The sequence below is a fragment of the Glycomyces artemisiae genome (genome assembly GCF_003002955.1).
Lineage (GTDB): Bacteria > Actinomycetota > Actinomycetes > Mycobacteriales > Micromonosporaceae > Glycomyces > Glycomyces artemisiae.
On sequence record NZ_PVTJ01000001.1, the window covers coordinates 59,218 to 82,053 of the forward strand.

General features: G+C 74.0%; 20 protein-coding genes and 1 pseudogene. 16 read left to right on the plus strand and 5 right to left on the minus strand.

The genetic code is table 11. The annotated features are described in order from the left end of the window. Positions 1-945, plus strand: coding sequence for an SCO2523 family variant P-loop protein (locus B0I28_RS00275; RefSeq protein WP_106361834.1), 945 nt, complete (start codon positions 1-3; stop codon positions 943-945). Then, a complete protein-coding gene (locus B0I28_RS00280) occupies positions 942-1,937 on the plus strand; it encodes an SCO2522 family protein (protein ID WP_106361835.1) in 996 nt (331 codons plus the stop codon). Before B0I28_RS00275 ends, B0I28_RS00280 begins: the two co-directional genes overlap by 4 nt. On the opposite strand, the gene B0I28_RS00285 is transcribed toward B0I28_RS00280, so the two are convergent. Continuing rightward, on the minus strand, positions 1,934-2,956 hold the full coding sequence (locus tag B0I28_RS00285; protein WP_106361836.1) for an SCO2521 family protein: 1,023 nt from the start codon (positions 2,954-2,956) through the stop codon (positions 1,934-1,936). The genes B0I28_RS00280 and B0I28_RS00285 overlap by 4 nt on opposite strands. 46 nt (positions 2,957-3,002) lie before the next feature. Next, on the minus strand, positions 3,003-4,910 hold the full coding sequence (locus B0I28_RS00290; protein WP_146147919.1) for a VOC family protein: 1,908 nt from the start codon (positions 4,908-4,910) through the stop codon (positions 3,003-3,005). 126 nt (positions 4,911-5,036) lie between these two features. Here B0I28_RS00290 and ndk point away from each other — a divergent pair, with 126 nt between their 5' ends. Continuing rightward, entirely contained in the window at positions 5,037-5,444 is a 408-nt protein-coding gene (ndk, locus tag B0I28_RS00295; protein ID WP_245888827.1) for a nucleoside-diphosphate kinase, read from the plus strand. A gap of 44 nt (positions 5,445-5,488) precedes the next feature. Here ndk and B0I28_RS00300 read toward each other — a convergent pair whose 3' ends face one another. Both B0I28_RS00300 and B0I28_RS00305 read right to left on the minus strand, forming a co-directional pair. After that, on the minus strand, positions 5,489-6,076 hold the full coding sequence (locus tag B0I28_RS00300) for a nucleotidyltransferase family protein (protein WP_106361839.1): 588 nt from the start codon (positions 6,074-6,076) through the stop codon (positions 5,489-5,491). A 79-nt stretch (positions 6,077-6,155) separates the two neighbouring features. Then, complete coding sequence (locus B0I28_RS00305; RefSeq protein ID WP_181245577.1) at positions 6,156-7,673, minus strand: PucR family transcriptional regulator; 1,518 nt, start codon at positions 7,671-7,673, stop codon at positions 6,156-6,158. 267 nt (positions 7,674-7,940) lie between these two features. On the opposite strand from B0I28_RS00305, the gene B0I28_RS00310 reads away from it, so the two are divergent. The 13 genes and pseudogenes from B0I28_RS00310 to B0I28_RS00370 all read left to right on the plus strand — a co-directional run bounded on the left by B0I28_RS00310 (position 7,941) and on the right by B0I28_RS00370 (position 21,217). Further along, on the plus strand, positions 7,941-8,648 hold the full coding sequence (locus B0I28_RS00310; protein WP_181245578.1) for a 2-oxo-4-hydroxy-4-carboxy-5-ureidoimidazoline decarboxylase: 708 nt from the start codon (positions 7,941-7,943) through the stop codon (positions 8,646-8,648). A 110-nt stretch (positions 8,649-8,758) separates the two neighbouring features. Then, a pseudogene (gene uraH / locus B0I28_RS00315) lies at positions 8,759-9,073 on the plus strand (hydroxyisourate hydrolase); the annotation flags it as partial. Continuing rightward, entirely contained in the window at positions 9,074-9,922 is an 849-nt protein-coding gene (pucL, locus tag B0I28_RS00320; protein ID WP_106361843.1) for a factor-independent urate hydroxylase, read from the plus strand. Further along, the gene (locus B0I28_RS00325) at positions 9,919-10,791 is read left to right on the plus strand and encodes an FAD binding domain-containing protein (protein WP_106361844.1); all 873 of its coding nucleotides are present in this window, start codon (positions 9,919-9,921) and stop codon (positions 10,789-10,791) included. The genes pucL and B0I28_RS00325 overlap by 4 nt, the downstream gene beginning before the upstream one ends. Before the next feature lie 148 nt (positions 10,792-10,939). After that, positions 10,940-11,404, plus strand: a complete 465-nt coding sequence (locus B0I28_RS00330; protein WP_106361845.1) for a (2Fe-2S)-binding protein — start codon at positions 10,940-10,942, stop codon at positions 11,402-11,404. Positions 11,405-11,495: 91 nt separating this feature from the next. Then, on the plus strand, positions 11,496-12,857 hold the full coding sequence (locus B0I28_RS00335; protein ID WP_106361846.1) for an 8-oxoguanine deaminase: 1,362 nt from the start codon (positions 11,496-11,498) through the stop codon (positions 12,855-12,857). Further along, the gene (locus tag B0I28_RS00340; protein ID WP_181245579.1) at positions 12,850-15,183 is read left to right on the plus strand and encodes a molybdopterin cofactor-binding domain-containing protein; all 2,334 of its coding nucleotides are present in this window, start codon (positions 12,850-12,852) and stop codon (positions 15,181-15,183) included. The genes B0I28_RS00335 and B0I28_RS00340 overlap by 8 nt, the downstream gene beginning before the upstream one ends. Then, positions 15,180-16,199, plus strand: a complete 1,020-nt coding sequence (locus B0I28_RS00345) for an XdhC family protein (protein ID WP_106361847.1) — start codon at positions 15,180-15,182, stop codon at positions 16,197-16,199. The genes B0I28_RS00340 and B0I28_RS00345 overlap by 4 nt, the downstream gene beginning before the upstream one ends. A gap of 92 nt (positions 16,200-16,291) precedes the next feature. After that, on the plus strand, positions 16,292-16,699 hold the full coding sequence (locus B0I28_RS00350) for an allophanate hydrolase-related protein (RefSeq protein ID WP_106361848.1): 408 nt from the start codon (positions 16,292-16,294) through the stop codon (positions 16,697-16,699). A gap of 88 nt (positions 16,700-16,787) precedes the next feature. Beyond that, positions 16,788-18,140: an allantoinase AllB gene (gene allB, locus B0I28_RS00355; protein WP_245888828.1), complete on the plus strand. Its 1,353-nt coding sequence runs from the start codon at positions 16,788-16,790 to the stop codon at positions 18,138-18,140. Continuing rightward, positions 18,137-19,147, plus strand: a complete 1,011-nt coding sequence (gene alc / locus B0I28_RS00360) for an allantoicase (protein WP_106361849.1) — start codon at positions 18,137-18,139, stop codon at positions 19,145-19,147. The genes allB and alc overlap by 4 nt, the downstream gene beginning before the upstream one ends. A gap of 23 nt (positions 19,148-19,170) precedes the next feature. Continuing rightward, a complete protein-coding gene (locus B0I28_RS00365; RefSeq protein WP_106361850.1) occupies positions 19,171-19,530 on the plus strand; it encodes a tRNA-binding protein in 360 nt (119 codons plus the stop codon). Positions 19,531-19,651: 121 nt separating this feature from the next. Continuing rightward, positions 19,652-21,217, plus strand: a complete 1,566-nt coding sequence (locus tag B0I28_RS00370; RefSeq protein ID WP_106361851.1) for an LPXTG cell wall anchor domain-containing protein — start codon at positions 19,652-19,654, stop codon at positions 21,215-21,217. Positions 21,218-21,269: 52 nt separating this feature from the next. On the opposite strand, the gene B0I28_RS00375 is transcribed toward B0I28_RS00370, so the two are convergent. Further along, on the minus strand, positions 21,270-22,799 hold the full coding sequence (locus B0I28_RS00375) for an ATP-binding protein (RefSeq protein ID WP_106362574.1): 1,530 nt from the start codon (positions 22,797-22,799) through the stop codon (positions 21,270-21,272). Positions 22,800-22,836 lie beyond the last annotated feature (37 nt).

Below are 22,836 nucleotides of genomic sequence, written 5' to 3' on the forward strand. Positions count from 1 at the left end.
ATGCTGCTGTTCGCGACCTCGGACAAGGGCGGCACGGGCCGGTCGGTCTCCTCGTGCAACCTCGCGTACCGGCGCGCCGTCCAGGGCATGAACGTGTGCTATGTGGACTTCGACTTCGGCTCGCCCACGGCCGGTGCGGTCTTCGGGATCGACGACCTGGAGCACGGCACGTACGGCAGCGGCATCCACGAGTACCTCCAGGACCACGCCTCCGAATCCGAGCGGTACTCGGTGTGGGAGGCCAGCGACCGCGCCGAGCTCCAGGCCCGCCCCGACGGCGCCGGGGAGCTCGTCCTGTGCCCCGGCGACGCCGACGGCTCGGAGTTCCCCGGCGACGAGAACACCGTCGACCGCTGCGTCAAGCTCCTGCAAGAACTCTCAAGGGAGTTCGACCTCGTCATCGTCGACCTGTCCGCGGGCCGCTCGCACGCCACCGAGATGGTCATGGCCGCGACCGCCCGCCCCGAGCTCGCGAACCTCCCGTGGCGGTGGATCGTCTACCACCGCTGGACGAAGCAGCACGTCATCGCCGCGCATTCCCTCGTCTACGGCGAGCGCGGCCTCGTGGAGACCGCGCGCTCCTACGGCGAGGAGTACCAGCGCAAGCTGCTCGACTCGATCCGCTACGTGCGCACCGCGGTCGTCGACCCCGACGGGGCCGACCTGAAGGGCCTGGAGGCCACGCAGATCCGGTGGCTGCGCAGGATCGACGCCGACCTGCACCAGATGGCCGTGCGCCTGAAGCTGGGCCGCATGAACCTCCTCGGCTCGGTGCCGCTCGACCCGGTCCTCCAGTGGCGCGAGCAGATCATCACCGACGCCGACGCGGTGACGCTGCGGATCGCCAACCAGGCGACCGTCCGGGCCTTCTCCGACCTGGCGTCACGCTCCACGGAGGAGCAGTTCGCGGCCGGACTCGAAGCGAGCGTGCGGGGGATCGAGTGACGTACGAGGAGACCAGCGCCAAGCAGCGCACCGAGCGGTTCGGCATGTCCCACCTGTCGATCGAGGTCGGGCACCTGTACGCCGACGACCTCGCCCGGACCGACGCGCTCAAGGAGCAGATGGCGTCGGCGGCCGCGTGGGTCCACGGCACCACCGAGGCGCTCTCGAAGCGCCTCGGCGGCCGCACGCCGCGCGTGAGCACCTGCTACCTCGTGGACGACTACTTCCACCAGGATCTGCCCGACCCCGAGCACCTCATCGCGCAGGTCTCGGAGGCCGCCGCGGCCGCGGGCCTGCGCATCGACTACCTGGCGCGCGAGTCCGCGTGCGACCGCATGGGGCCCTTGCAGCTCGCGGCGCTCGTGGCCGACCGGATCGTCTTCGAGCCGCCGCCGGGCACGAACGGCTCGCGCCCGCCCGTCTCGGACCTCGGCTGGCTCCCCAACGGCGTGCCCACGCCGAAGCCGCGCGGCATCGCGATGGGCGCGCCGCTGCGGTGGATCCCGCCGAGCCAGAACTCGCGCCGCGAGCACTCGGTGTTCCTCGACGTGGAGCTGTGGAACGACACCCCGAAGGGCCGCCGCTGGTCGTGCCCGATGCTCGCCGCGGTGTGGCAGCTGATCCGCCTGGGCGTGCTGCGCGACCAGGGCAAGCGCATCGGCGTGCCCGAGCCGGTCGAGTCGCTCGTGCCCGCCGAGCACGGGCACGTCCCCGGGCAGCGCCTCGGGAACCGCTTCCCCGACCGGTGGTCGGAGATGCCGCCGATCCTCCAGCTCGACAAGAAGGCGTTCCCGTTCCCCGCGTACCGGACCGTGTCGGTCCTGTCGACGGACTTCCTGGAGGTCGAGCACGCGGTGCGCGTCATCTGCGGGAGCGTCCGGCCCGACGCGGGCGCGCTCGACCAGATCCGCAAGTCCGCCGAGCGGGAGGGCATGTCGCTGCCCGAGGAGCTCGTGGACCGGCTCTCGTACGTCTTCCAGGGGCCGCTTTAGCGCGGGAACCTGTCGGCGGAGCCGCCCTGGCGCTGGTTCTGCTCCATCATGTCGAGCATCTTCGCGGCCAGATCCGCTGCGCCGTAGTCGATCTGGGAGCGCACGCGCTCGGTCATCGTGGCCCACTGCCGCGACAGGCCCGGGCGCCGCTCCAGGGAGTCCCACATGAACTCCAGGTCCCGGGAGGTCCGCGCGCCCGCCGACCACAGGTGCAGCAGGTGGTCCACGACGGGCCGGAGCGTGCGCAGCGTGTGCCGCGGGTCCTCGCCGATCTTCGCGAGCGCGATCCGCGCCGCGACGGCCGTCAGGAGCCAGTCGTGGATCGCGAGATCCTCTGCGGCGGCGGCGATGTGCTCAGGGTCGACCAGGCCGGTGACCATGCTCATGCGCCGCCGGTCGTTCCCGACGAGTCGGAACGCCACGGCCTTGCGGGTGCCGGGGTCGGCGATGGCCGCCCACCGCAGCCGGGTCGACCCGGTCTTGACGGGCGGGCGCTGGTCGAGCACGGGGCGCGAGAGCACGTCGTGGATCGAGTGGCGGGCGATGGCGGCGGTGTCGAGCAGTTCGGAGCGGTCGCGCCGGTTCTCGGCCACGAGGAACGCCCGCGCGAGCCGCTCGGCCTCGAAGTTCCCGATCGTCTCCAGCGTGCCGGGCCGCGCCAGGTAGTACGACCAGGGCATCCGCCGCGGCTGCTGCGGCGGCGCCACGGCGGTCCACGCCGAGCCCTGGAGCAGGTGCCCGCCGGTGAGGACCGCCCGGGAGCAGACCGTGCCGACCGCGCGGACCGTGGTGCCGTTCGCGGACTTGTCGTCGGCGTGCTGGTTGTCCTGCTTCGGTGCGAGCGGCAGCTTGCAGTCCACGCCGTGCAGGAGCACCGGCGACGCCGTGTGCGGGACGGGCCGCGCCCACTGGACGACGGTCTCGCCGACGGCGAGCGACAGGGCCGCGCGGGCCTCCTCGGGCGTCAGCGGCCGCGAGTGCGGCAGCAGCGCGGTGTGGATCTCGCCGACGATGAGCATGGGCACACTCCGGTTCGCAAGGGCGGGAACGGTATCGGTCAGGGGACTAGTCGCGCTCCCGGTGCTCGGTGATCGCCAGGCCGTGCCCGTCCGGGTCCCGGAACGCGGCCGCCCGCATCTCGTAGTTCTGCCCCAGCAGCGCGGTCCGCGGCAGGTGCAGGAACTGGACGCCGGCCTCGTTCATCTGCGTGAACGCGGCGTCGATGTCGCCGACCTCGAACGTGAGGTGCATGATCCCGGTCTCGCCGGGCGGCGCGTCGGGGCGCTCCCACAGCAGGATCTTCCCGAAGCCCGCGTCGAGGACGGCCGCTTCGGCGGTCCGGTCGGAGATCGCCAGGCCCAGAGCGTCCGTGTAGAACTCGACGGACCGCTGGAGGTCGGCGACCACGAGCGTCGCCGCCACGTCGGTGACGTCGGTGCCCCCGAGGCGCTCCTCGGAAAGGAGCAGTTCGGCGAGGTCGCGCGCGAGGCTGCTGCCCTCCTCGGAGGTCCGGGGCTTCGGCGGGGACGGCGAGCGCAGCTTCGTGGCGGCTTCCGCGATGGGGCCCTTGGGCGGCGCCTCCGAAGGCGCCTGGGCCTGGTCGGTCTCGACTTGCGCCGCAACCGATCCGGTGGCGTCCTCGATGACGGGGCCGCCGCCGATCTGCTCGCTCGGCAGCGTGAACGCCGCGGGCGGGTCGGCGGGCAGCGGGGCCGACTCCGAGGACGCCGAGTCCACGGGCGCCTCACTGGCCGGGGGCGCTTCGGCCTCCGCCGCAGCGGATTCGGGCTCGGCCGCCGGTTCCTCGTCGGCCGGCGGGGCCTCGATCGGTTCGGCCTGCTGCTCCCGGGACGGCTCGGACGCGGCCTTCAGCGCTTCGGACACCACGTACAACGGCGGGCCGGGCGCTGCCGCGTCCCCGGCGGGCATCGTCGGCTCGCGCTGCGGAAGTCCGTCGGCCGCAGCGGGTTCCGGCTCCTCGCGCGCCTTCGTCTCGTCGATGACCTCCTGGACGGAGGCCAGCACCGTGTCGAGCGCGTCGGGCTCCTGCGGCTCGACCGGGACGACGAGTGTCACCGGGCGGGCCTCGGCCGCCGCGACCGCGGGCTTCGGCGGTTCCGGTTCGGCCGCAGGCGGTTCGGGCTCCGCGGCCGGAGGTTCAGCGAGCTTGTTCGCGGGCGCGGCGGGAGGCGCAGGGGCCGCGGCGGGTTCGGGCGCAGGAGCGGTCGCAGCCGCCGCCGCAGGTGCGGCGGGAGCCTCGGTCGCCCTGGGCGGCTCCGGGATAGGCGCCGTCTCGGGCCGGTCCGGCTCGAACAGGTCGTCGAGCGATCCGCGCTCGGGCTGCTGCTTCACCGGGGCGCCGCGCGGCGGGTCGTCCTCGACGATGAGGTCTTCGAGCCGGTGCTGGCCGATGAGCGGCGGCGCCGGGACCGGCTGCGGGAAGCGCCGGGCCGAGTGCTCGACCGTGAAGAACGCGATGCACCCTGCGAGGCAGAGGAACGCGAGCACGGCGATGCCGACGCTCTGCGCGCCGATCGCCATGGACGTGAAGAAGAACGCCAGGATCAGTAAAGTGATGGCGCCGATCGCCCGCGAGGTGCGCCACCGCATCCGCCTGTCCGCGTTGAGGACCGTGCCGATCGCCTCGCCGCCCGCCGCATGGTGCTGGCGCGAGTGCAGGTCCTTCATCGCGTGCTGGTTGATCGCCCACCAGCGCGCCTGGTTCTGGCGCCGCTGCTGGTCCTGCAGGAGCCGCTGCTGCCGCAGCTGCTCCGCGGTCATGCCCCGGGCCTGCTGCTGGCGCGTCCCGCGCGGCTGGGCCTTCGCGGGCGCGACCTTGCGGGCCCCGGCCTTGGCGGCGCCGCCTTTGGCCGCGCCTTTCGCCCCGCCGCGGGCGGTCCCGCCCTTCGCGCCGCCCCGGCTGGGGGCCTTGGAAGGCCGCGGGGCGGGACGGGGTGGCTGTCTTGGGGGCATCTGGGACACCTCATCCGCAACTGGGAAACCGGGTTTCAACGTGAATCGTACGTGGGTGAGGCAACCGGCACAACATCGCTTACGATGGCAGCCACCGATCCGACAGACGCTTCCAAGGAGTTCCACGTGGCCGAGCAGCGCACGCTCGTGTTGATCAAACCCGACGCCGTCCGGCGCGGGCTCGTCGGCGAAGTCCTGTCCCGCTTGGAGCGCAAGGGCCTGCGCATCGAGGAGCTGCGGCTGCGGACCATGGACGCGGCGCTGTCGGACGCGCACTACGCCGAGCACGTGGGGCGGCCGTACTACGAGGGCCTGAAGTCGTTCATGACGTCGGGTCCGCTGGTGAGCCTGGTCGTCGCCGGGGACGAGGCGATCCCGGTGGTGCGGCTGCTCGCCGGCGCCACCGACGGCCGCAAGGCCGAGCCGGGGACGATCCGCGGGGACTTCTCGCTGTCGAACCAGCAGAACCTCATCCATGCCTCGGACTCGGAGGAGTCCGCGAAGCGCGAGATCGACCTCTGGTTCGCCGCTTAGGGTGCACCGCTGACGACGCTGGCAGCAGTGCGCCCGGTGCCCCGCTAGGCGGGGCTCGGGTGCTGGAGCGCCTCCAGGTCGGCCGGGGTGTCGACGTCGAGCGGGTCGCCCGGGCACGCGACCTCGCGCACCAGGTCCCCGTTCGCGGCGATGAAGTCGCGGGCCCCCCGGTCCCCGACGGCCCCGGCGGCGATGCCGTCGAGGTGCTCGCGCGCGAAGTACATCGGGTGGCCGCGGCGGCCCGCGTACGTCGCGACCGCGACCGTGGCCCCCTCGGCGGCGGCCGCGATGATCCGCCGCACCGCTTCCGCTTCGATGCGCGGCTGGTCGACGAGGGTCACGACGACCCCGTCGTACCGCGACGGCACGGCCGCGAGCCCGGCCTTCAGCGACGTCGACAATCCCTGCCCCCAGCGCCGGTTCATGACCGGCGTGAACGCCTCGGTGGCCGCGGCGAGCGCCTGCTCGGCCCCGGCGCCGAGCACGGCCAGGACCTGGCGGCAGCCGCCGTCGCGCAATGTGGCGACGGCTCGGTCGAGCAGGCTCCGGCCGTCGTATTCGACGAGGGCCTTCGGCTGGCCGAAGCGCCTTCCGGCGCCTGCGGCGAGCACGAGCCCCGCGGTGTTCCCCATGGTCGATCCCCCTTGTGATGGTCCCGCCTCCCGGCGGAATATGCGGCGGCGCCCCCTGCGCCGCCCGTCTGCGGGGCGGTCAGTCCAGGCTGACCGCCAGTGCGAGGTCCATCCGGTCGAGGGGGTTGCGCAGGTCGCGGCCGGTGAGCTCCTCCACGCGGCGCATGCGGTACCGGACGGTGTTCACGTGGACGTGGAGGCTCACGGCGCACTGGCGCCACGAGCCGTCGCATTCGAGGAACCGCCGCAGGGTCGGCAGCAGGTCGGAGCGGTGGCGCGCGTCGTATTCGAGGAGCGGGTCGAGGACGCGGGTGCGGAACGCGCGGGAGACGTCAGGGGGGACGGCCGCCAGGAGCATCCGGTGCGACACGAGGTGGTCGGGTTCGGCGACCTCGATGCGGCCGGGCCGCGGCTGCGCGAGGGCGGCGGTGTGGCGGGCCTGTTCGAGCGCGCCGCGGAGCCCGCCGGGGGAGGCGACGGGGTCGGCGATGCCGACGCCGATGGCGCCGGTCCCGCCCGGATGGGCCGCTTGCAGGACCTTGGCGCTGCGCCTCGCCCATGCGACGAGGCGGGCGCGCTCCTCGGGGAGCGCGGCCTTGCCGGCGAGGACGGCGACGGTCTCGCCGCCGCGGCTCGCCCACGCCGCCGCGGGCGGATCGAGCGGGTCCTCCATCGTCGCCGCCGTGGCGTAGTGGAGGACCTCGGCGATGACGGTCTCGCGCAGGGCCTCGGACTCGCCGGTCGCGGCGATGACCGTGGCGGGGCCGTCGGCGGGCAGGCCCGCGGAGCGCAGCAGGTGCTCGTCGGCGCGGCCCTCGCGCAGGGCGGTGACGAGCTCGACGTGCGGGGCGGGGCGCTGCGACGGGTCGTCGAGTTCGAGCATGAGCAGGGCCGACAGCTGCTCGGCGACGAGGCGGCGCTCCGGGGACCAGCGGGTGTGGTCGTCGCCGACGACCAGGAACCGTCCGGTGTGGATCGTGGAGCCGATCCCGAAGACCGAGTAGCAGCGGTGCCGGTCCAGGGTCACCTTCTGCGGCAGCCGGTCCGCGGCGTGCGCGCGGGCGACGACCGCGGCCCGCTCCGACTCGCCGAGCTCCAGGCTCCCGCGCAGCGCCCGTCCCGCGGGGGACAGGACCAGGCACTCCATGCCCAGCTCGCGGTCGATGAGTTCGAGGATCTGCCCGATGCCGTCGGCGGCGATGAGCCGCCGGTGCCGGTCGAGCAGCGACGCGAGGTCCCCGGAGCGGCCCGCGGAGAGGCGCTGCACGATCCGCTCGGTGATCTCGGCGAACGCGACCTCGGCGTCCACGGTGAACAGCGGCAGGTCGTGCTCGGCGCACGCGTCGACCAGGTCGGAGGGCACCGAGTGGAAGTCCGGGTGGTCGCCCGCGCCGAGCGCGGTAACCCCGGCGGCGATCAGGTTGCGCACGAACGCGTCCGAGTCCCGCTCGGCCCGGCGCCACATCATCCCGGTGAGCACCAGCTCGCCGCCGGACAGGTACCGGCGCGGGTCGCGCAGGTCGGTCGGCACGACCCACCGGACCTCGCGGTCCAGGTGGTGGCGGCCCGACACGAGGGTCAGGCCCAGTTCCGGCATCTGAAGCAGGGTACGCAGTCGCATGGTGGCCCCCAGGGGGTCCGGCCTTCTCAGGCGGGTTCGGGACGCGGTGGATACAGCCACCATAGCCCCGCCGACGGACCGACTTTGGACGATCCTCCAGCATTTAACGGCCGGGAAACCAAGGTTTCATAGGCGTTGACAATGCCTTCTGCCTCGCGTTTCGGCTTCAATTGCCCGACGCGGCGGCAAACCTGCCACGCTGAGGGGACACCTCGGGAGACCGGACGCGAACGGGAGGCGCCGATGTGGACGATCGCCGGGTTCAACGCGGCCGACGCCGAGTCCGCGACCCGCGTGCTCGCGGCGTGCTGCGCCTCGCCGGTCTGGGCAGAGGGACTCGCCACAGGCCGCCCCTACGACTCGCTGGCCGCCCTCGCCGACGCGGCCCTCGCGGCCTTCGACGCGCTGGACGACGCTGAGATCGAGCGGGCGGTGGACGCCCACCCGAGGATCGGCGGCGCGGCTCGACCTGCGCGGCCGATCGCGGTCCCGGCCGGGTTCGGCGCGACGGCGGACGGCACCGACGGATCCGCTGAGCGTGTGCAGCCCGCCACCGCTCCAGCCGGTTCCGGCACTGCGGCGGAACGCGTGGGCGGTTCGGCCGGAAGCGCGATCGCCGCCGAGGCCGGACCGGCGCCGGGAGCCGCCGCCGATCGCCGAACGGCCCCGCTCTCGGGCCCCGAGGCCGAGTGGTCCCGCGGCGAGCAGGCCCGCGCGATGACCGCCGACGCCGCCGTCAAGGCCGACCTCGCCGACGCCAACGCCGCCTACGAGCGCCGCTTCGACCGCGTGTTCCTCATCTGCGCCACCGGCCTCGCCGCGGAGGACATCCTCGCCGCGGCCCGCCGCCGCCTCGGCAACGACGACGCGACCGAACGCGCCGAGACCCGCGCCGAACTCCGCAAGATCGTCGCGCTCCGGCTCGGCAAGGCCTTCGGGGAGGACCGATGAGCGCGACACCGGCGAACGCCGACCGCACCGGCGCGGCGTCCGCGAGCCCCGAGTTCGTCGGCGCCGATGCCGCGGGCGCGGCCCCCGAGGTCGAACCGCCGACCGCGACCGTCTCCTCCCACGTGCTCGACGCCGCCACCGGCCGCCCCGCCGCGGGCGTCCGGCTCACCCTCCTGCGCCGCGACGGGGACGGCGCCTACACCGAGGTCCGCACCGGCAGCACCGACGACGACGGCCGCGTCGCCGCCTGGCGCACCGAGCCCGGCGCGCACCGGCTCCGCTTCGAGACCGGCGCCTGGTTCGCCGCCCGCGGGACCGACACGTTCTACCCCGAAGTCGAGGTCGCCTTCACCGTCGGCGACGGCCACCACCACGTCCCGCTCCTGCTGAGCCCATTCGCCTACTCCACGTACCGAGGCAGTTAGATGAACGCACCCGAACCAGGCTTCACCTTGGGCCCCAACAGCTACGGCAAGTCCGGCATCCGGCTCGTCCACGTCGACCGCGCCACCGCGCGCCACGCGATCCGCGACCTCACCGTGCACACCGCGCTCGCCGGGGACCTCGACGCGACCCACTACACCGGCGACAACGCCGGCGTCCTCCCCACCGACACGCAGAAGAACACCGTGTACGCCTTCGCGCGGGACGGCGTCGGAGCCCCCGAGGCGTTCGCCGAGCGCCTGGCCCGGCACTTCGTCGACACCACCCCCTCCATCACGCACGCCCGCGTCCGCGTCGAGGAGCACCCGTGGACCCGCATCGGCGACCACTCCTTCGCGCGCGGCGACGGCGGCGAGATCCGCACCGCCGAGGCCGCCTACGACGGCGGAACCGCCGCGGTCACCGCCGGCGTCAGGGACCTCCTGCTCCTCAACACCACCGACTCCGAATTCAGCGGCTTCCTGGCCGACGAGTACACGACCCTCCCCGAGACCGACGACCGCATCCTCGCGACCGCGGTCACCGCGACCTGGGCTTACGCGACCGTACCCGCGGCGTACGACACCGCCTTCGACGCCGCCCGGACCGCCCTCGCCGCGGCGTTCGCCGACACCTACTCGCTCTCGCTGCAACAGACCCTCTACGCCGTCGGCGAGCGCATACTGAAGGCGGTCCCCGAGGCCCGCGACGTGCGGTTGTCCCTGCCGAACCGGCACCACTACCTCGTCGACCTCGCGCCGTTCGGCCTCGACAACCCCGGCGCGGTCTTCCAAGCGGGCGACCTGCCCTACGGGCTCATCGAGGGCACGGTCCGAAGGGAGGCGGCATGAGCGTCGCGACCCGCGCCGACTTCCACCGCCCGGCGGCGGTGGGCGAGGCCGTGCGCCTCCTCGCCGAGCACCCCGAGGCCGTCCCGGTCGCCGGGGGCACCGACCTCATGGTCGCCGTCAACTACCGGCACGCCCGGCCCGAGGCGATGCTCGACCTCACCGGCCTCGCGGAACTGCGCGACTGGACCGACGAAGGGGACGCCGTGCGCATCGGCTCGGGCGTCCCGTACGCGCGCATCACCGCCGAGCTCGCGACGGTCCTCCCGGCCCTGGCCGCCGCCGCCCGCACCGTCGGCTCCCCGCAGATCCGCAACCGCGGCACCCTCGGCGGGAACCTCGCCACCGCCTCGCCCGCGGGCGACGGCCACCCGCCGCTCCTCGCCACGGGCGCGACCGTGGAGATCGCCTCCACCAGCGGCACCCGGACCGTCCCGATCGGCGAGTTCTACCTGGGCCCCAAGCGCTCCGCGCTCGGCCCGGGCGAGCTCATCACCGCGGTCACGGTCCCGAAGGCCGCAGGGCCGCAGCAGTTCCTCAAAGTGGGCACCCGCAACGCCATGGTCATCGCGGTCTGCTCCTTCGCCCTCGCGCTCGACCCCGACGCGCGCCGCCTCGGCACCGGCATCGGCTCGGCCGGACCCGTCCCGCTCACCGCGCCCGACGCCGAGGCCCTCGACCTGCCCTGGAGCAGCCCGGGCCGCTTCGACGACGCCCTCGCCGCCGAGTTCGGCCGCCGCGTCGCCGCGGCCGCCCGCCCCATCGACGACGTCCGCGGCACCGCCGACTACCGCCGCCACGCCCTCGCCGTCTGCGCCGCCCGCGCCCTCCGCCGCGTATGGACGACCGCCCACGACAGGAGCCCCCGATGACCATCAGCACGACCACCGCCGACATCGCGCCCGGCCGTGAACGGCCCCGGCACCCGGACCGCCCGTCCCCGACGGCGCCGCCCGTCGGCGGCGCCCCAAGCGCCGTTCGCCGCGACAGCGTCCGGCTCACCCGTGTGCGGAGGCCTCGATGCGCGTGACCTTGCACGTCGACGGCGCCGAGCTCGCCGCCGAGATCGACCGGCCCGGCGAGAGCCTGCTGTCCACGCTCCGCGACCGGCTCGGACTCACCGGGTCCAAGAACGCCTGCGAACAGGGCGAGTGCGGATCGTGCACCGTGCTGCTCGACGGCGCGCCGGTGTGCGCGTGCCTCGTGGCGACCGCCCAATGCGAAGGGCGCGAAGTGAAGACCGTGGTCGGCGCCGTGCCGCGGCCGGTGCGCGACGCGTTCGTGCAGTGCGGGGCCGTGCAGTGCGGCTTCTGCACCCCGGGGCTGCTCGTGTCGGTCGCCGACCTCCTCGAACGGGACCCCGACCCGGGCGACGCGGCCATCCGCGAAGCCCTCGCCGGGAACCTGTGCCGGTGCACCGGCTACGAGAAGATCATCGACGCCGTCCACACCGCCGCCGCGACGCTGGCCGGTGAGCGCCCGTGAATCACGCCATCTCCCCACCTCCTTCCGCATCCGCTCGGGGGACCGCAAGCCTCCCCGGCGGGTGTGACAATCCGACCCCGGAGCGTGTCCGATGAGCGCGATCGTGATCGAGAACTCCTTTGTGGCCGCCGTCGACGCCGCGGGCACCGAGTACCCCGCCGGGCACGTCGTCATCGAAGACGGGCGCATCACCGAGGTCGGGCCCGGCCCGGCCCGGCACATCGAAGGCGCGCAGCGCATCGACGGCACCGGCTGCCTCGCCACCCCCGGCCTCGTCAACACCCATCACCACCTGTACCAGTGGGCCACCAGGGGATACGCCACCGACCACACGCTCTTCGAATGGCTCGTCGACCTCTACCCGGTGTGGGGGCGGCTGCGCCCCGACCACGTGGCCGCCGCGAACACCGCCGGACTCGCGTGGCTCGCGCTCTCGGGGTGCACCACCGCCGCCGACCACCACTACGTCTACCCCGGCGGCCAGGCCGCCGAGCTCGTCGACGTGCAGGTCGCGGCCGCCGCCCGCATCGGCGTCAGACTCCAGCTCGCCCGCGGCTCGATGGACCGCGGCGTCTCCGACGGCGGCCTGCCGCCCGACCGCATCGTCGAGGACCTCGACGCCGCGCTCGCGGCCACCGCCGAAGCCGTCGACCGCCACCACGACCCCGCCCCGGAGTCCATGCTGCGCATCAGCGTCGCGCCGTGCTCGCCGTTCTCGGTCTCCACCGAGCTGCTCCGCGAATCCGCGGCGCTCGCCCGCGACAAGGGCGTGCGCCTCCACACGCACCTGTGCGAGACGGTCGACGAGGCCGAGTTCTGCGCGGAAGTCCACGGCTGCGACCCCGTCGAGTACATGGACCGGGTCGGCTGGATCGCCGGCGACGCCTGGCTGGCGCACGCCGTGCACCTCGACGACCGCGCCCGCGCCCGCCTCGGCGCGGCCGGGACCGGGGTCGCGCACTGCCCGTCCTCCAACGCCCGCTTGGGGACCGGCCTCGCCGACGTCCCCGGGATGCTCGCCGCGGGCATCCCCGTCGGCCTCGGCGTCGACGGCGCCGCGAGCCAGGAGGCCGGGCACCTCGGGGAGGAGCTGCGGCAGGCCGTCTACACCGCGAGGCAGCACCACGGCCCGCACGCGATGGACGCCCGCACCGCCCTGCGCCTCGCCACCATCGGCGGCGCACAGGTGCTGGGCCGTGAGACCGAGATCGGGTCCCTCGAACCCGGCAAGCAGGGCGACGTCGCCCTGTGGGACCTCACCGGCCTCGGCCACGCCGGGATCGCCGACCCCGTCACGGCCCTCGTCCTCGGCCCCGCCGCGCCCCTGCGGCTCCTCGCCGTCGCCGGACGGGCCGTCGTCGCCGACGGCGAACTGCGCACCGCCGACACCGAGACGCTCGCGAAGGACCTCGCCGCCGCCAGCGCCGACCTCAGGGAGGCACCCGATGCCTGAACCCGCCAAGACTCCGACCCCGCCGCCCTGGGCAGCCGGCGGGGTCGGGCGAGCACCCGACGGTGAAGCCGCGGAACGAGTCCCGGTCGCCGCCCCCGGCGGGCAGCCGCCCACCCGCGGCGTCCCGACCGGGCGCGTGCCCGGCGGAGGCGTCGGGGACTCGCCGATCCGCCCCGAAGCCGAGTCGAAGGTCAACGGGGCCTTCGACTACGCCTCCGACCTCGCGTTCGAGGGGATGCTGTGGGGCCACACGCTCCGCAGCCCCCACCCGCGGGCGCTGATCCGGTCGATCGACACCGCCGCCGCGCTGGCGCTCCCCGGCGTCGCCGCGGTGCTCACCGCCGCCGACGTCCCCGGGAAGCTCCACTACGGGCTCATCGAGGCCGACCAGCCCGTGCTCGCGCCAGGCGAGGTCAACTACCAGGGCGAGCCGGTCGCGGTCGTCGCCGCCGAGACCCTCGACCTCGCCCGCCGCGCCGCCGAGCTCGTCGACGTCGCGTACGAGGTCCTCGAACCGCGCTGCGACGCAGGCGAAGCGGTCGAGGCGGGGGAGTACTTCCGGTACCAGCCGGTGCGGCTCGGCGAGCCCGTGACCGCCGACGCGGCCGTCGTCATCGCCCGCGAGTACGAGGTCGGCATGCAGGACCAGGCGCCGCTCGGCCCCGAGTCCGGCGTGGCCGTCCCCACCGGCGACGGCGGCCTGGTGCTGCACGTCGCGACCCAGTGGCTCCACTCCGACCTGGAGCAGATCGCGCCGTGCCTCGGCCTCGCGCCCGAGCGGATCCACCTCGCCATGGCCGGGATCGGCGGCGCGTTCGGCGCCCGCGAGGACCTGTCCGTGCAGGTGCACATGGCGATGCTCGCCCTGCGCACCGGCAGGCCCGTGAAGATGATGTACGACCGGGCCGAGTCGTTCCTCGGCCACGTCCACCGCCACCCCGCGCGGATGCGCTACGAGCACGGCGCCGACCAGGACGGGCGCCTCGTCTACGTCAAGGCGCACATCGTCCTCGACGGCGGCGCGTACGCCTCCACCACCGAAGCGGTCGTCGGCAACGCCGCGTCGCTCGCGGTGGGCCCCTACAAGGTCGGGCACGTCAGCATCGACGCCTGGGGCGCGCGCACCAACAACCCGCCGTGCGGGGCGATGCGCGGATTCGGCGGCGTGCAGACCTGCTTCGCCTACGAGTCCCAAATGGACGCCATCGCCGACGCGCTCGGCCTCGACCCCCTCGAAGTGCGCCGCCGCAACGCCCTCGCCCAAGGCGACAAGCTCGTCAACGGCCAGGTCGTCGACGCCTACGACCCGACCAGGGCCGTTGACGGACAGCCGTTCTCGCCGCTGCGCGACCTCCTCGACCGGTTCGCCGACATCCCCGTGCCGCCGATCCCCGCCGGGCGCGACATCGTCGAGCTCCCCGGCGGCACCGGCAACACCACCCACGGCGAAGGCGTGCGCCGCGGCGTCGGCTACGGCGTGGGCCTCAAGAACATCTGCTACTCCGAAGGCTTCGACGACTACTCGACCGCGCGCGTCCGCCTCGAACTCGACGGCGCGACCGGGGAGCCCGTCGCCTACATCCACACCGCCGCGGCCGAAGTCGGGCAGGGCCACTGGAACCTCCAGACCCAGATCGCCCGCACCGAGCTCGGCGTCGAACGGGTCGTCCTGCTGCCCAACGACACCAAGGCCGGATCGGCCGGGTCCTCCTCCGCGTCGCGCCAGTCGTACATGACCGGCGGCGCCGTCAAGGCCGCGTGCGAGGCCGTGCGCGACCTGTGGCAGGGCCGCGACCTCGACGACGGCCCCATCGAGGCGACCCGCGTGTTCCGCCACCGCGCCACCAAGCCGATGGACCCCGTCACCGGGCAGGGCGACAGCCACGTGCAGCTCGCCCTCTGCGTCCATCGCGCCACAGTGGACGTCGACGTGGAGCTGGGGCTCGTCAAGGTCGTCGACCTCACCTGCGTCCAGGACGTCGGCAAGGCCCTCAACCCCGTCGCCCTCGAAGGGCAGATCCACGGCGGCAGCGCGCAGGGGCTCGGCCTCGCCGTCATGGAGGAGATCGTCACCGACGGCGGCCGCGTCAGGAACGCGTCCTTCACCGACTACCTCATCCCCACGATCCTCGACACGCCCCCGATGCGCCTGCGCATCGTCGAGAACGCCGACCCCGAAGCGCCCTACGGGCTCCGCGGCGCCGGAGAGCCCCCGACGCTGTCCTCCACGCCCGCGATCGTCGCCGCCATCAGGGACGCCACCGGCCTGCCGCTCACCCGCGTCCCCGTCAGACCCGAGCACCTCACCGTCCGGAGGCCGTCATGAACACCATCGCCGCCGTGCTGCGCGCCTGGATGCGCGAAGGCCGCCCCTTCGCGCTCGCGTCCCTCATCGGGACCACCGGATCCTCGCCGCGCCCGCTCGGCACCGCGCTCGCCGTCGACGGCCAGGGAGCGGCCGTCGGCGGCGTCTCCGGCGGCTGCGTCGAAGCCGCCGTGTACCTCCGCTGCCAGGAGGTCCTCGACACCGGCACGCCCGCGGTCGAGTCCTTCGGGTACAGCGACGACGACGCCGTCGCCGTGGGCCTCACCTGCGGCGGCACCATGGACGTCCTCATCGTCCGCGTCGCACCCGACGACACCGCCATCGGCGCCGCGCTCGACGCGATCCTCGGCGGCGAACCGGTCACCCTGGTCCGCGCCGCCGAAGGGCCCCGCCTCGGCCAGGCCGTCGCCATCACCGCGGACGGCTTCAGCGGACCGCTCGAACTCGGCGGCCCCGACCTGCCCGCCGCCTCCGGGCGCACCGGCGAGTTCGCCGTCGAAGTCCACACGCCGCCGCCGCGGCTGCTCGTCTACGGCGCCGTCGACTTCGCCGGTCCGCTCGTCAGGATCGCCAAGCTGCTCGGCTACCGCGTCACCGTCTGCGACGCCCGCCCCGTCTTCGCCACCGCGATCCGCTTCCCCGAAGCCGACGACGTCGTGGTCGACTGGCCGCACCGCCACTTCGACAAGGCGGCCGCCGACGCCGACACCGCGGTGTGCGTCCTCACCCACGACGAGAAGTTCGACACCCCCCTCCTCGAACGCGCCCTCGTCTCCGACGCCGGGTACATCGGCGCCATGGGCTCGCGCGCCACCCACCGCGACCGCCTCGCGCGCCTGCGCGACACCGGCGTCCCCGAGACGGCGCTCGCCCGCCTCAGATCCCCGATCGGCCTCGACCTCAACGGCCGCACCACCGAGGAGACCGCACTCTCGATCCTCGCCGAGATCACCGCCGTCAGGAACGGCGCCGCCGCGGGCTACCTCACCGAAGCCCAGGGCCCCATCCACCACTGACCCGCTGCACCCGCGAGCCCGCGGCGCCGCGGACCCACCGACAGCCCGAGCGGACCGGCCACCGAGCCCCGCGCGAACCGAAGGAGCCGACGATGGTCCACATGTTCCTCAACGGAGGCGGCATGAAAGGCGGCAACCTCCACCACCTCATCGGCGGCGCGCCGTTCCTCGGGCCGGCCACGACCCTGCCGATCTACCGGCTCCACTCGGTCCCCCTCGACGGCGTCGCCGACGACCACCCCGCCCTCCAGGCGGCACCCCCCGGAACCGGCGCCGCCATCACCGGCGAGCTCTACGACATCGACCTGCTCGTCCTCCGCACCTCCCTGCTCCCGGCCGAACCGCCGGACCTCGAACTCGGCATCGTGGGCCTCGCCGACGGCGCCGAAGCCCTCGGCATGCGCCTGCGCGACGACTGCGCCGGCCTCCCCGGCCTGACCGACATCACCGCCCACGGCTCCTGGCGCGCCTACAAGGCGACGAAAGCCGAATCCCGATGAGCCCCTTCGACACTCCCGAGGGCCCCGACAACCGCGGCCGCCCCCGCCCCACCTCCTCCTCGTCACCACTCCTGCACCTGGAGTCACCATGATGGCCGACCCCTCCGACATTTCCGGGCCCGTCGTCTACGACCTGGTGCTCCGCTCCCTGCGGACCGTCCTCCCCGACGGCGAGCGGCCCGCCGCCGTCGCCGTCGCGGGCGAGCGGATCGCCGTCGTCGGCGACTACGCGGAACCGATCCCCGCGCGCCGCACCGAAGACCTCCGCGACCTCGCGCTCCTCCCCGGGCTCGTCGACACCCACGTCCACGTCAACGAACCCGGCCGCACCGAATGGGAGGGCTTCGCGACCGCCACCCGCGCCGCCGCCGCGGGCGGCGTCACCACCCTCGTCGACATGCCGCTCAACAGCCTCCCGCCCGTCGTCGACACCGCCGCGCTCACCGCCAAGCGCGCCGCCGCCAAGGGCCGCACCTGGGTCGACGTCGGCTTCTGGGGCGGCGCCGTCCCCGGCAACGAGACCGAGCGCAAAGCGCTCCACGACGCGGGCGTCTTCGGCTTCAAATGCTTCACGGCCCCTTCAGGAGTCGACGAGTTCCCGCCGCTCGACCGGGAGGGCCTGCGCCGCGCCTGCGCCGCGGTCGCCGCCCTCGGCACCGTCCTCATCGTCCACGCCGAGAACCCCGCCTGCCTCCACGACACCGCTACTGCCACCGCCTTCGCGGACTTCCTCGCCACCCGCCCGCCCGAAGCCGAGACCGACGCGATCCGCGACGTCATCGACGCCGCGAAGGCCACCGGCGCGCGCGTCCACATCCTCCACCTCTCCGCCGCGGAAGCCCTCGAACCCATCCGCCGCGCCCGAAGCGACGGCGTCGACATCACCGCCGAGACCTGCCCCCACTACCTGGCCCTCACCGCCGAGCAGATCCCCGACGGCGCCACCGCCTTCAAATGCTGCCCGCCCATCCGCGGCGCCGCCAACCGCGACGCCCTCTGGGACGGCCTCGCCCGCGGCGGCATCGACTTCGTCGTCTCCGACCACTCGCCCAGCCCCCAGGCCATGAAGACCGGCGACTTCGCCACCTCCTGGGGCGGCATCGCCTCCCTCCAGCTCGGACTCCCCGTCCTCTGGACCGAGGCCCGCACCCGCGGGCACGGCCTCGCCGACCTCGCCGCCTGGACCTCCCGCGGCCCCGCCGACTTCGCGCGCCTGCACCGCAAAGGCCGCATCGCCGCTGGAGCGGACGCCGACCTCGTCGCCTTCGACCCCGAGCGCGAATGGACCGTCCGCGCCGCAGACCTCCACCACCGCCACCCCGTCACCCCCTACGACGGCCGCCGCCTCACCGGCAGCGTCACCGCCACCTGGCTGCGCGGCAAGCGCATCGACACCGCGGCCGCCCCGCGCGGCCGCCTACTGCGAAGGAGCCCGCGATGACCGACACCGCGCCCGCGCCCGGACCCCGCGCCGCCTGGAGCCTCCCCGACCTCGCCGCCCGCGCCCTCGGCGGCGCCGTCCTCGCCGCCAACGACGAGTCCTTCGCCGAGAAGGAGAACCTCATCCGCCCCTACCCCGTCGTCCACGCCGCGCACACCTTCGGCGCCAAGGGCCAGGTCTACGACGGCTGGGAGACGCGCCGCCGCCGCGACGACGGCCACGACTGGGCCCTCATCCGGCTCGGCGTCCCCGGCGTCATCAGCGCCGTCGCCGTCGACACCGCCTACTTCACCGGCAACTACCCGCCCCGCGTCTCCGTCGACGCCTGCCGCGCCGACGGCCACCCCGCCGTCGCCGACCTCCTCAAGGCCGACTGGCGGACCATCGTCCCGGTCTCGGACGCCAAGGGCGACAGCCGGAACGAATACGAGGTCGCCGACCCCGCCCGCTACACGCACGTGCGCCTCAACCTGCACCCCGACGGCGGCGTCGCGCGCCTGCGCGTCCACGGCACGCCCGTGCCCGACCCCGCCGGCTTCGCCGACCTCCCCTTGGACCTCGCCGCGCTCGCCAACGGCGCCGCCGTCACGGGAGCGTCGAACGCCTTCTACTCCAACCCGACCGGCGCGATCATGCCCGGACTCGCCGCCAGCCAGGCCGACGGCTGGGAGACCGCCCGCCGCCGCACCCCCGGACACGAATGGCTCGACGTGCGCCTCGCCGGGCGCGGTATCGTGCGCATCGCCGAACTCGACACCACCCACCTCAAGCACAACGCGCCCGGCTGGGCCTCGATCGACGCCCGCGACGGCGCCGACACGTTCCCGCTCCTCGAACGCACCGCCCTCCAGCCCGACACGCCCCACCGGTTCGTCCTCCCCGGCGACCGGCCCGCGACCGCCGTGCGGCTCAACATCTTCCCCGACGGCGGCATGGCCCGCCTCCGCCTCTACGGCCGCCTCACCCCTGAAGCCCTCCGCGACCTCGAAACCCGGTTCCGCTCCTGAACTCCCGGCGATATCCTCCCCGCATGGCACACCAGTCACCCGCGGACGGGCACAGCAGCGCCGACGACTTCTTCCGCACCGAGATCCGCACCGGCCGCATCGAACGCGCCGAAGTCTTCGCCAAGGCCCGCAAGCCCGCCTACAAGCTCTGGATCGACTTCGGCGACCTCGGCGTCAAGCGCTCCAGCGCCCAGATCACCGCCCGCTACACGCCCGAGGAGCTCGTCGGGCGCACCGTCGTCGCCGTCACCAACTTCCCGCCCCGCCAGATCGCCGACTTCATGTCCGAAGTCCTCGTCCTCGGCGTGCCCGTGGACGGCACCGACGAAGTCGTCCTCCTCGCCCCCGACGCCGACGTGCCCATCGGCGCCCGCATCTCCTGAACCCGGTTCACCCGCATTTCCCCTTTGGACCCGCAACCCCCAACCCTGCGGCAGCGTTCTCCCTGTACAGGCATGACGCAACCGGGCCCCGACTGCCCGGCGACCCCTCAGGGAGACCGCGATGACCGCAACCGACCGAACCCGACGCCTCGCGGCGGCGGTCGCCGCCGCGCTGGCGGCCGCCGCCGCCGCGGGCCTGTCCGCCCCGCCCGCGTTCGCGCAAAGCCCGGCGCCGACCAGCGTCTTCCTGGACCTCGACAACCCGCAGGTCCCCGGCAACCCGCCCCGCGCCGCCAACCTCGAAGTCCTCTTCGCGGAGGATCCGACCGGGGTCCTCGCCATGCAGCTCGACGTGGACACCGCCGACGCCACCATCTACTTCGGCGCGGGGCCGGGCTGCGAGACGCCCGACAACGTCCCTAACATCGAATGCGAGATCGCCGACCCCGGCACGTCGAACCTGTTCTCCTTCACGATCGCCGCCGCCACGGGCACCCCGCTCGGCGAGCACGACTACACGCTCACCGTCCTCCTCGACGGCGCCGAGGTCCACACCGAGACCGGCACGGTCGACGTCGTCGAGGACCGCTACGACGGCGTCTTCAGCGACTACGGCGCCGAGGACCTGACCTTCACCGACATCGCGGCCGGATCGACCGTCGACGTGCAGCCGCGCTTCACGCAGCACAGCGCCCTCCCCGACGACACGTACGCCGTCGTGGCCGCGTTCGGCGCGGGCATGGCCAACATGGGCGCCGAAGGCGTCGACCACGACGCGCCGTGGGACAACTGCTCCCCGAACATCTGGGAGCCCATGTTTGCCACGCAGTTCTGCTTCTTCCTCGACTACGAGGACGCCCCCGGCACGACCTTCCAGCTCGCCGGGCCGATCGAGTACGCGATCGACGCCGACGCGCCCGGCCCCCTCGCCGTCTGCGCCTGCGGCTACAGCCTGTTCGCCGTGAACCAGGCCGTCTTCGACCGCGATTTCGGCGAACCCTGGTGGGACCCGGACTCGCCGGACCTCATGACCCTCGAAGCCGCCGCCGACCAGGACGCGATCGACGACGACAACGACGGCGACCTCGTCATCGAGACCTCCGACCGCCCCTACGACCTCGCGGTCGAAGGCGCCGACCTCCGCGGCGGCGAGGTCGAGCTGACCATCCCGATCGGCAACGACGGCCCCGCACGGGCCCTCAACCGCCCCGCGTTCGAAGGCGAGCCGTCCTACTTCGTGCGCGGACAGCTCCCCGCGGGCGCGGAGGTCGTCTCGGTCGACAACCCCGACGGCAGCGGCTGGCGCTGCTTCGACGACGCCGAACTCGACGACCGCCGCGAAGCGCTCGAAGTCGACACCGAACTCGACCGCATCGACTTCGCCTGCGCCTTCTCGGGACTCAGCCCCGGCGAGTCGGTCGACGTGACCATCACCGTCGACGTCTCGGACGCCACCGGCGCGCCCGGCCGGGTCGAGGTCGACGCCTTCTTCCGGGGCGTCGACGGCGTGAACCTCGACGGCGACCCGTCGGACAACTCGGCGGCGCTCACGGTCGACGGCCGCTCGCTGCCGAACACCGGCTCGTCCACGATCGTGTTCGTGGCCGTCGCCGCGGGCGCGCTGGTCCTCGGCATCGTGCTCTTCATCGTCGCGCGCCGCCGCAAGCCGCCCGCGGACCCCGCCTAAGGACTGTCTGGGAATCGGGCCGGTCGCGGTCGGTCCCTCCGCTGAACGGCCGCTAGACGTCCGGTCCGGTCGCCCCCGCACGCTCGTGCGGGGGCCGCGGGTCGGCCCTGCGCAGCGCGAGTCTGAACATCGCACCTCCCTCCGGGGATTCGAGGACCTGCACCGTGCCGCGGTGCGCGAGCACCACGTCCTGCACGATCGCCAGGCCCAGTCCGGCGCCGCCGTCGTCGCGGCTGCGCGACTCGTCGAGCCGCACGAACCGGTCGAAGATCCGCCTGCGCTCCTCCGGCGGGACGCCGTTGCCGTCGTCGCCGACGTCGAGGCGCAGCCACTCGGCGTCCTCCGCGGCGAGGGTCACGGTCACCGCCGTCGCGGCGTGCCGCTGCGCGTTGTTGAGCAGGTTCCCGACGGCGCGCGCCAGGTGCCCGCGCACGCCGAACACCGACAGGTCCTCCTCGACGTCGAGCCGCACCGGCACCCGGTCCGTCGCCGCGCGCCGCGCCACCTCTTCGCGCACGAGCTCGGTGAACGGCACCTCGGCGTGCGGCGGCCGCTCCCCGGCGTCGAGCCGCGCGAGCAGCAGCAGGTCCGCCGACAGGTCCTGAAGCCGGACGACGTCGGCGAGCGTGGCTTCGAGGTCGAGCAGTTCCGGGTGCTCCCTTGCGATCTCGATCTGGCTGCGGAGGATCGCGAGCGGGCTGCGCAGCTCGTGCGAGGCGTCGGCGACGAAGCGCCGCTGCTGCGACACCGCGTGGTCGAGCGCGGTCAGGGTCATGTTCGTGGTGACCGCGAGGCTGTGGATCTCGTCGCGGCTCGCGGGCACCGGCACCCGCCGGGACAGGTCGCCGCCGGTGATCGACATGAGCTCCTGCTGGATCGCGCCGACCGGGCGCAGCGCCCGCCGGGTCACCAGCCAGGTCACGACCGCGACGACCAGGAGCAGCGCGGGCAGCGTCCACCACATGATCGCGGTGACGCTGCCGACGGCCTCCTCCTGCGTCTCCAGCGACGACCCCGAGTAGACGTCGTACACCGTGCCGTCCGGCGCGGTGGCGCTCATGGCCGCGAACCGGTACGACGCGTCCTCGTCGGGGAGCGCCACCGTGGCGTACTCGATCGACGACCCGACCGCGCCGCCGGAGTCCTCCACCTCGTCGGACGGCGTCTCGTCGTCATCGCCGCCGCCGTGGTCGTCGTCCTCATCGCGGTCGTCGTCATCGTCGTCCGAGTCGTCGCCGCCGGGCGTGGGGGTCCCGTCCTCGGTCGGCGACTCCGCCGCGACGGGGTCCGGCGCCGGGGCGAAGCCGCCGATCGGGCCGAGCCCTTCGAGGTCCTCGCTCGCGGCGACGACCGTGCCGTCTGAGGTGAGGATCTGCGCGGCCTCGTCGTCGTCGGGCAGCTCGATCGCGGCGGGCGCGGTGCCGGAGGCGAGCTGGCCCGCGATCGAGCGGGCGCTCACCTCGGCGGTGAGCTCGGCGCGGCCGTAGAGGTTGTCGCGCAGGAGCGTCACGACGAGGAACCCCGCGACGACGAGCGCGATGGCGACGACCACCGTGGCGCCCACCGTGGTGCGGGCGCGCACCGACTCGGGCCGCCACAGCAGCCTCCCGCCGCGGGAG

Bases quoted from the DNA above. Each gene is read 5' to 3' on its own strand.
- B0I28_RS00275 (WP_106361834.1), top strand. From the start codon at position 1: ATGCTGCTGTTCGCGACCTCGGACAAGGGCGGCACGGGCCGGTCGGTC.
- B0I28_RS00285 (WP_106361836.1), bottom strand. From the start codon at position 2,956: ATGCTCATCGTCGGCGAGATCCACACCGCGCTGCTGCCGCACTCGCGG.
- B0I28_RS00290 (WP_146147919.1), bottom strand. From the start codon at position 4,910: ATGCCCCCAAGACAGCCACCCCGTCCCGCCCCGCGGCCTTCCAAGGCC.
- B0I28_RS00300 (WP_106361839.1), bottom strand. From the start codon at position 6,076: ATGGGGAACACCGCGGGGCTCGTGCTCGCCGCAGGCGCCGGAAGGCGC.
- B0I28_RS00305 (WP_181245577.1), bottom strand. From the start codon at position 7,673: ATGCCGGAACTGGGCCTGACCCTCGTGTCGGGCCGCCACCACCTGGAC.
- B0I28_RS00310 (WP_181245578.1), top strand. From the start codon at position 7,941: ATGTGGACGATCGCCGGGTTCAACGCGGCCGACGCCGAGTCCGCGACC.
- pucL (WP_106361843.1), top strand. From the start codon at position 9,074: ATGAACGCACCCGAACCAGGCTTCACCTTGGGCCCCAACAGCTACGGC.
- B0I28_RS00325 (WP_106361844.1), top strand. From the start codon at position 9,919: ATGAGCGTCGCGACCCGCGCCGACTTCCACCGCCCGGCGGCGGTGGGC.
- B0I28_RS00330 (WP_106361845.1), top strand. From the start codon at position 10,940: ATGCGCGTGACCTTGCACGTCGACGGCGCCGAGCTCGCCGCCGAGATC.
- B0I28_RS00335 (WP_106361846.1), top strand. From the start codon at position 11,496: ATGAGCGCGATCGTGATCGAGAACTCCTTTGTGGCCGCCGTCGACGCC.
- B0I28_RS00340 (WP_181245579.1), top strand. From the start codon at position 12,850: ATGCCTGAACCCGCCAAGACTCCGACCCCGCCGCCCTGGGCAGCCGGC.
- B0I28_RS00345 (WP_106361847.1), top strand. From the start codon at position 15,180: ATGAACACCATCGCCGCCGTGCTGCGCGCCTGGATGCGCGAAGGCCGC.
- B0I28_RS00350 (WP_106361848.1), top strand. From the start codon at position 16,292: ATGGTCCACATGTTCCTCAACGGAGGCGGCATGAAAGGCGGCAACCTC.
- allB (WP_245888828.1), top strand. From the start codon at position 16,788: ATGATGGCCGACCCCTCCGACATTTCCGGGCCCGTCGTCTACGACCTG.
- alc (WP_106361849.1), top strand. From the start codon at position 18,137: ATGACCGACACCGCGCCCGCGCCCGGACCCCGCGCCGCCTGGAGCCTC.
- B0I28_RS00365 (WP_106361850.1), top strand. From the start codon at position 19,171: ATGGCACACCAGTCACCCGCGGACGGGCACAGCAGCGCCGACGACTTC.
- B0I28_RS00370 (WP_106361851.1), top strand. From the start codon at position 19,652: ATGACCGCAACCGACCGAACCCGACGCCTCGCGGCGGCGGTCGCCGCC.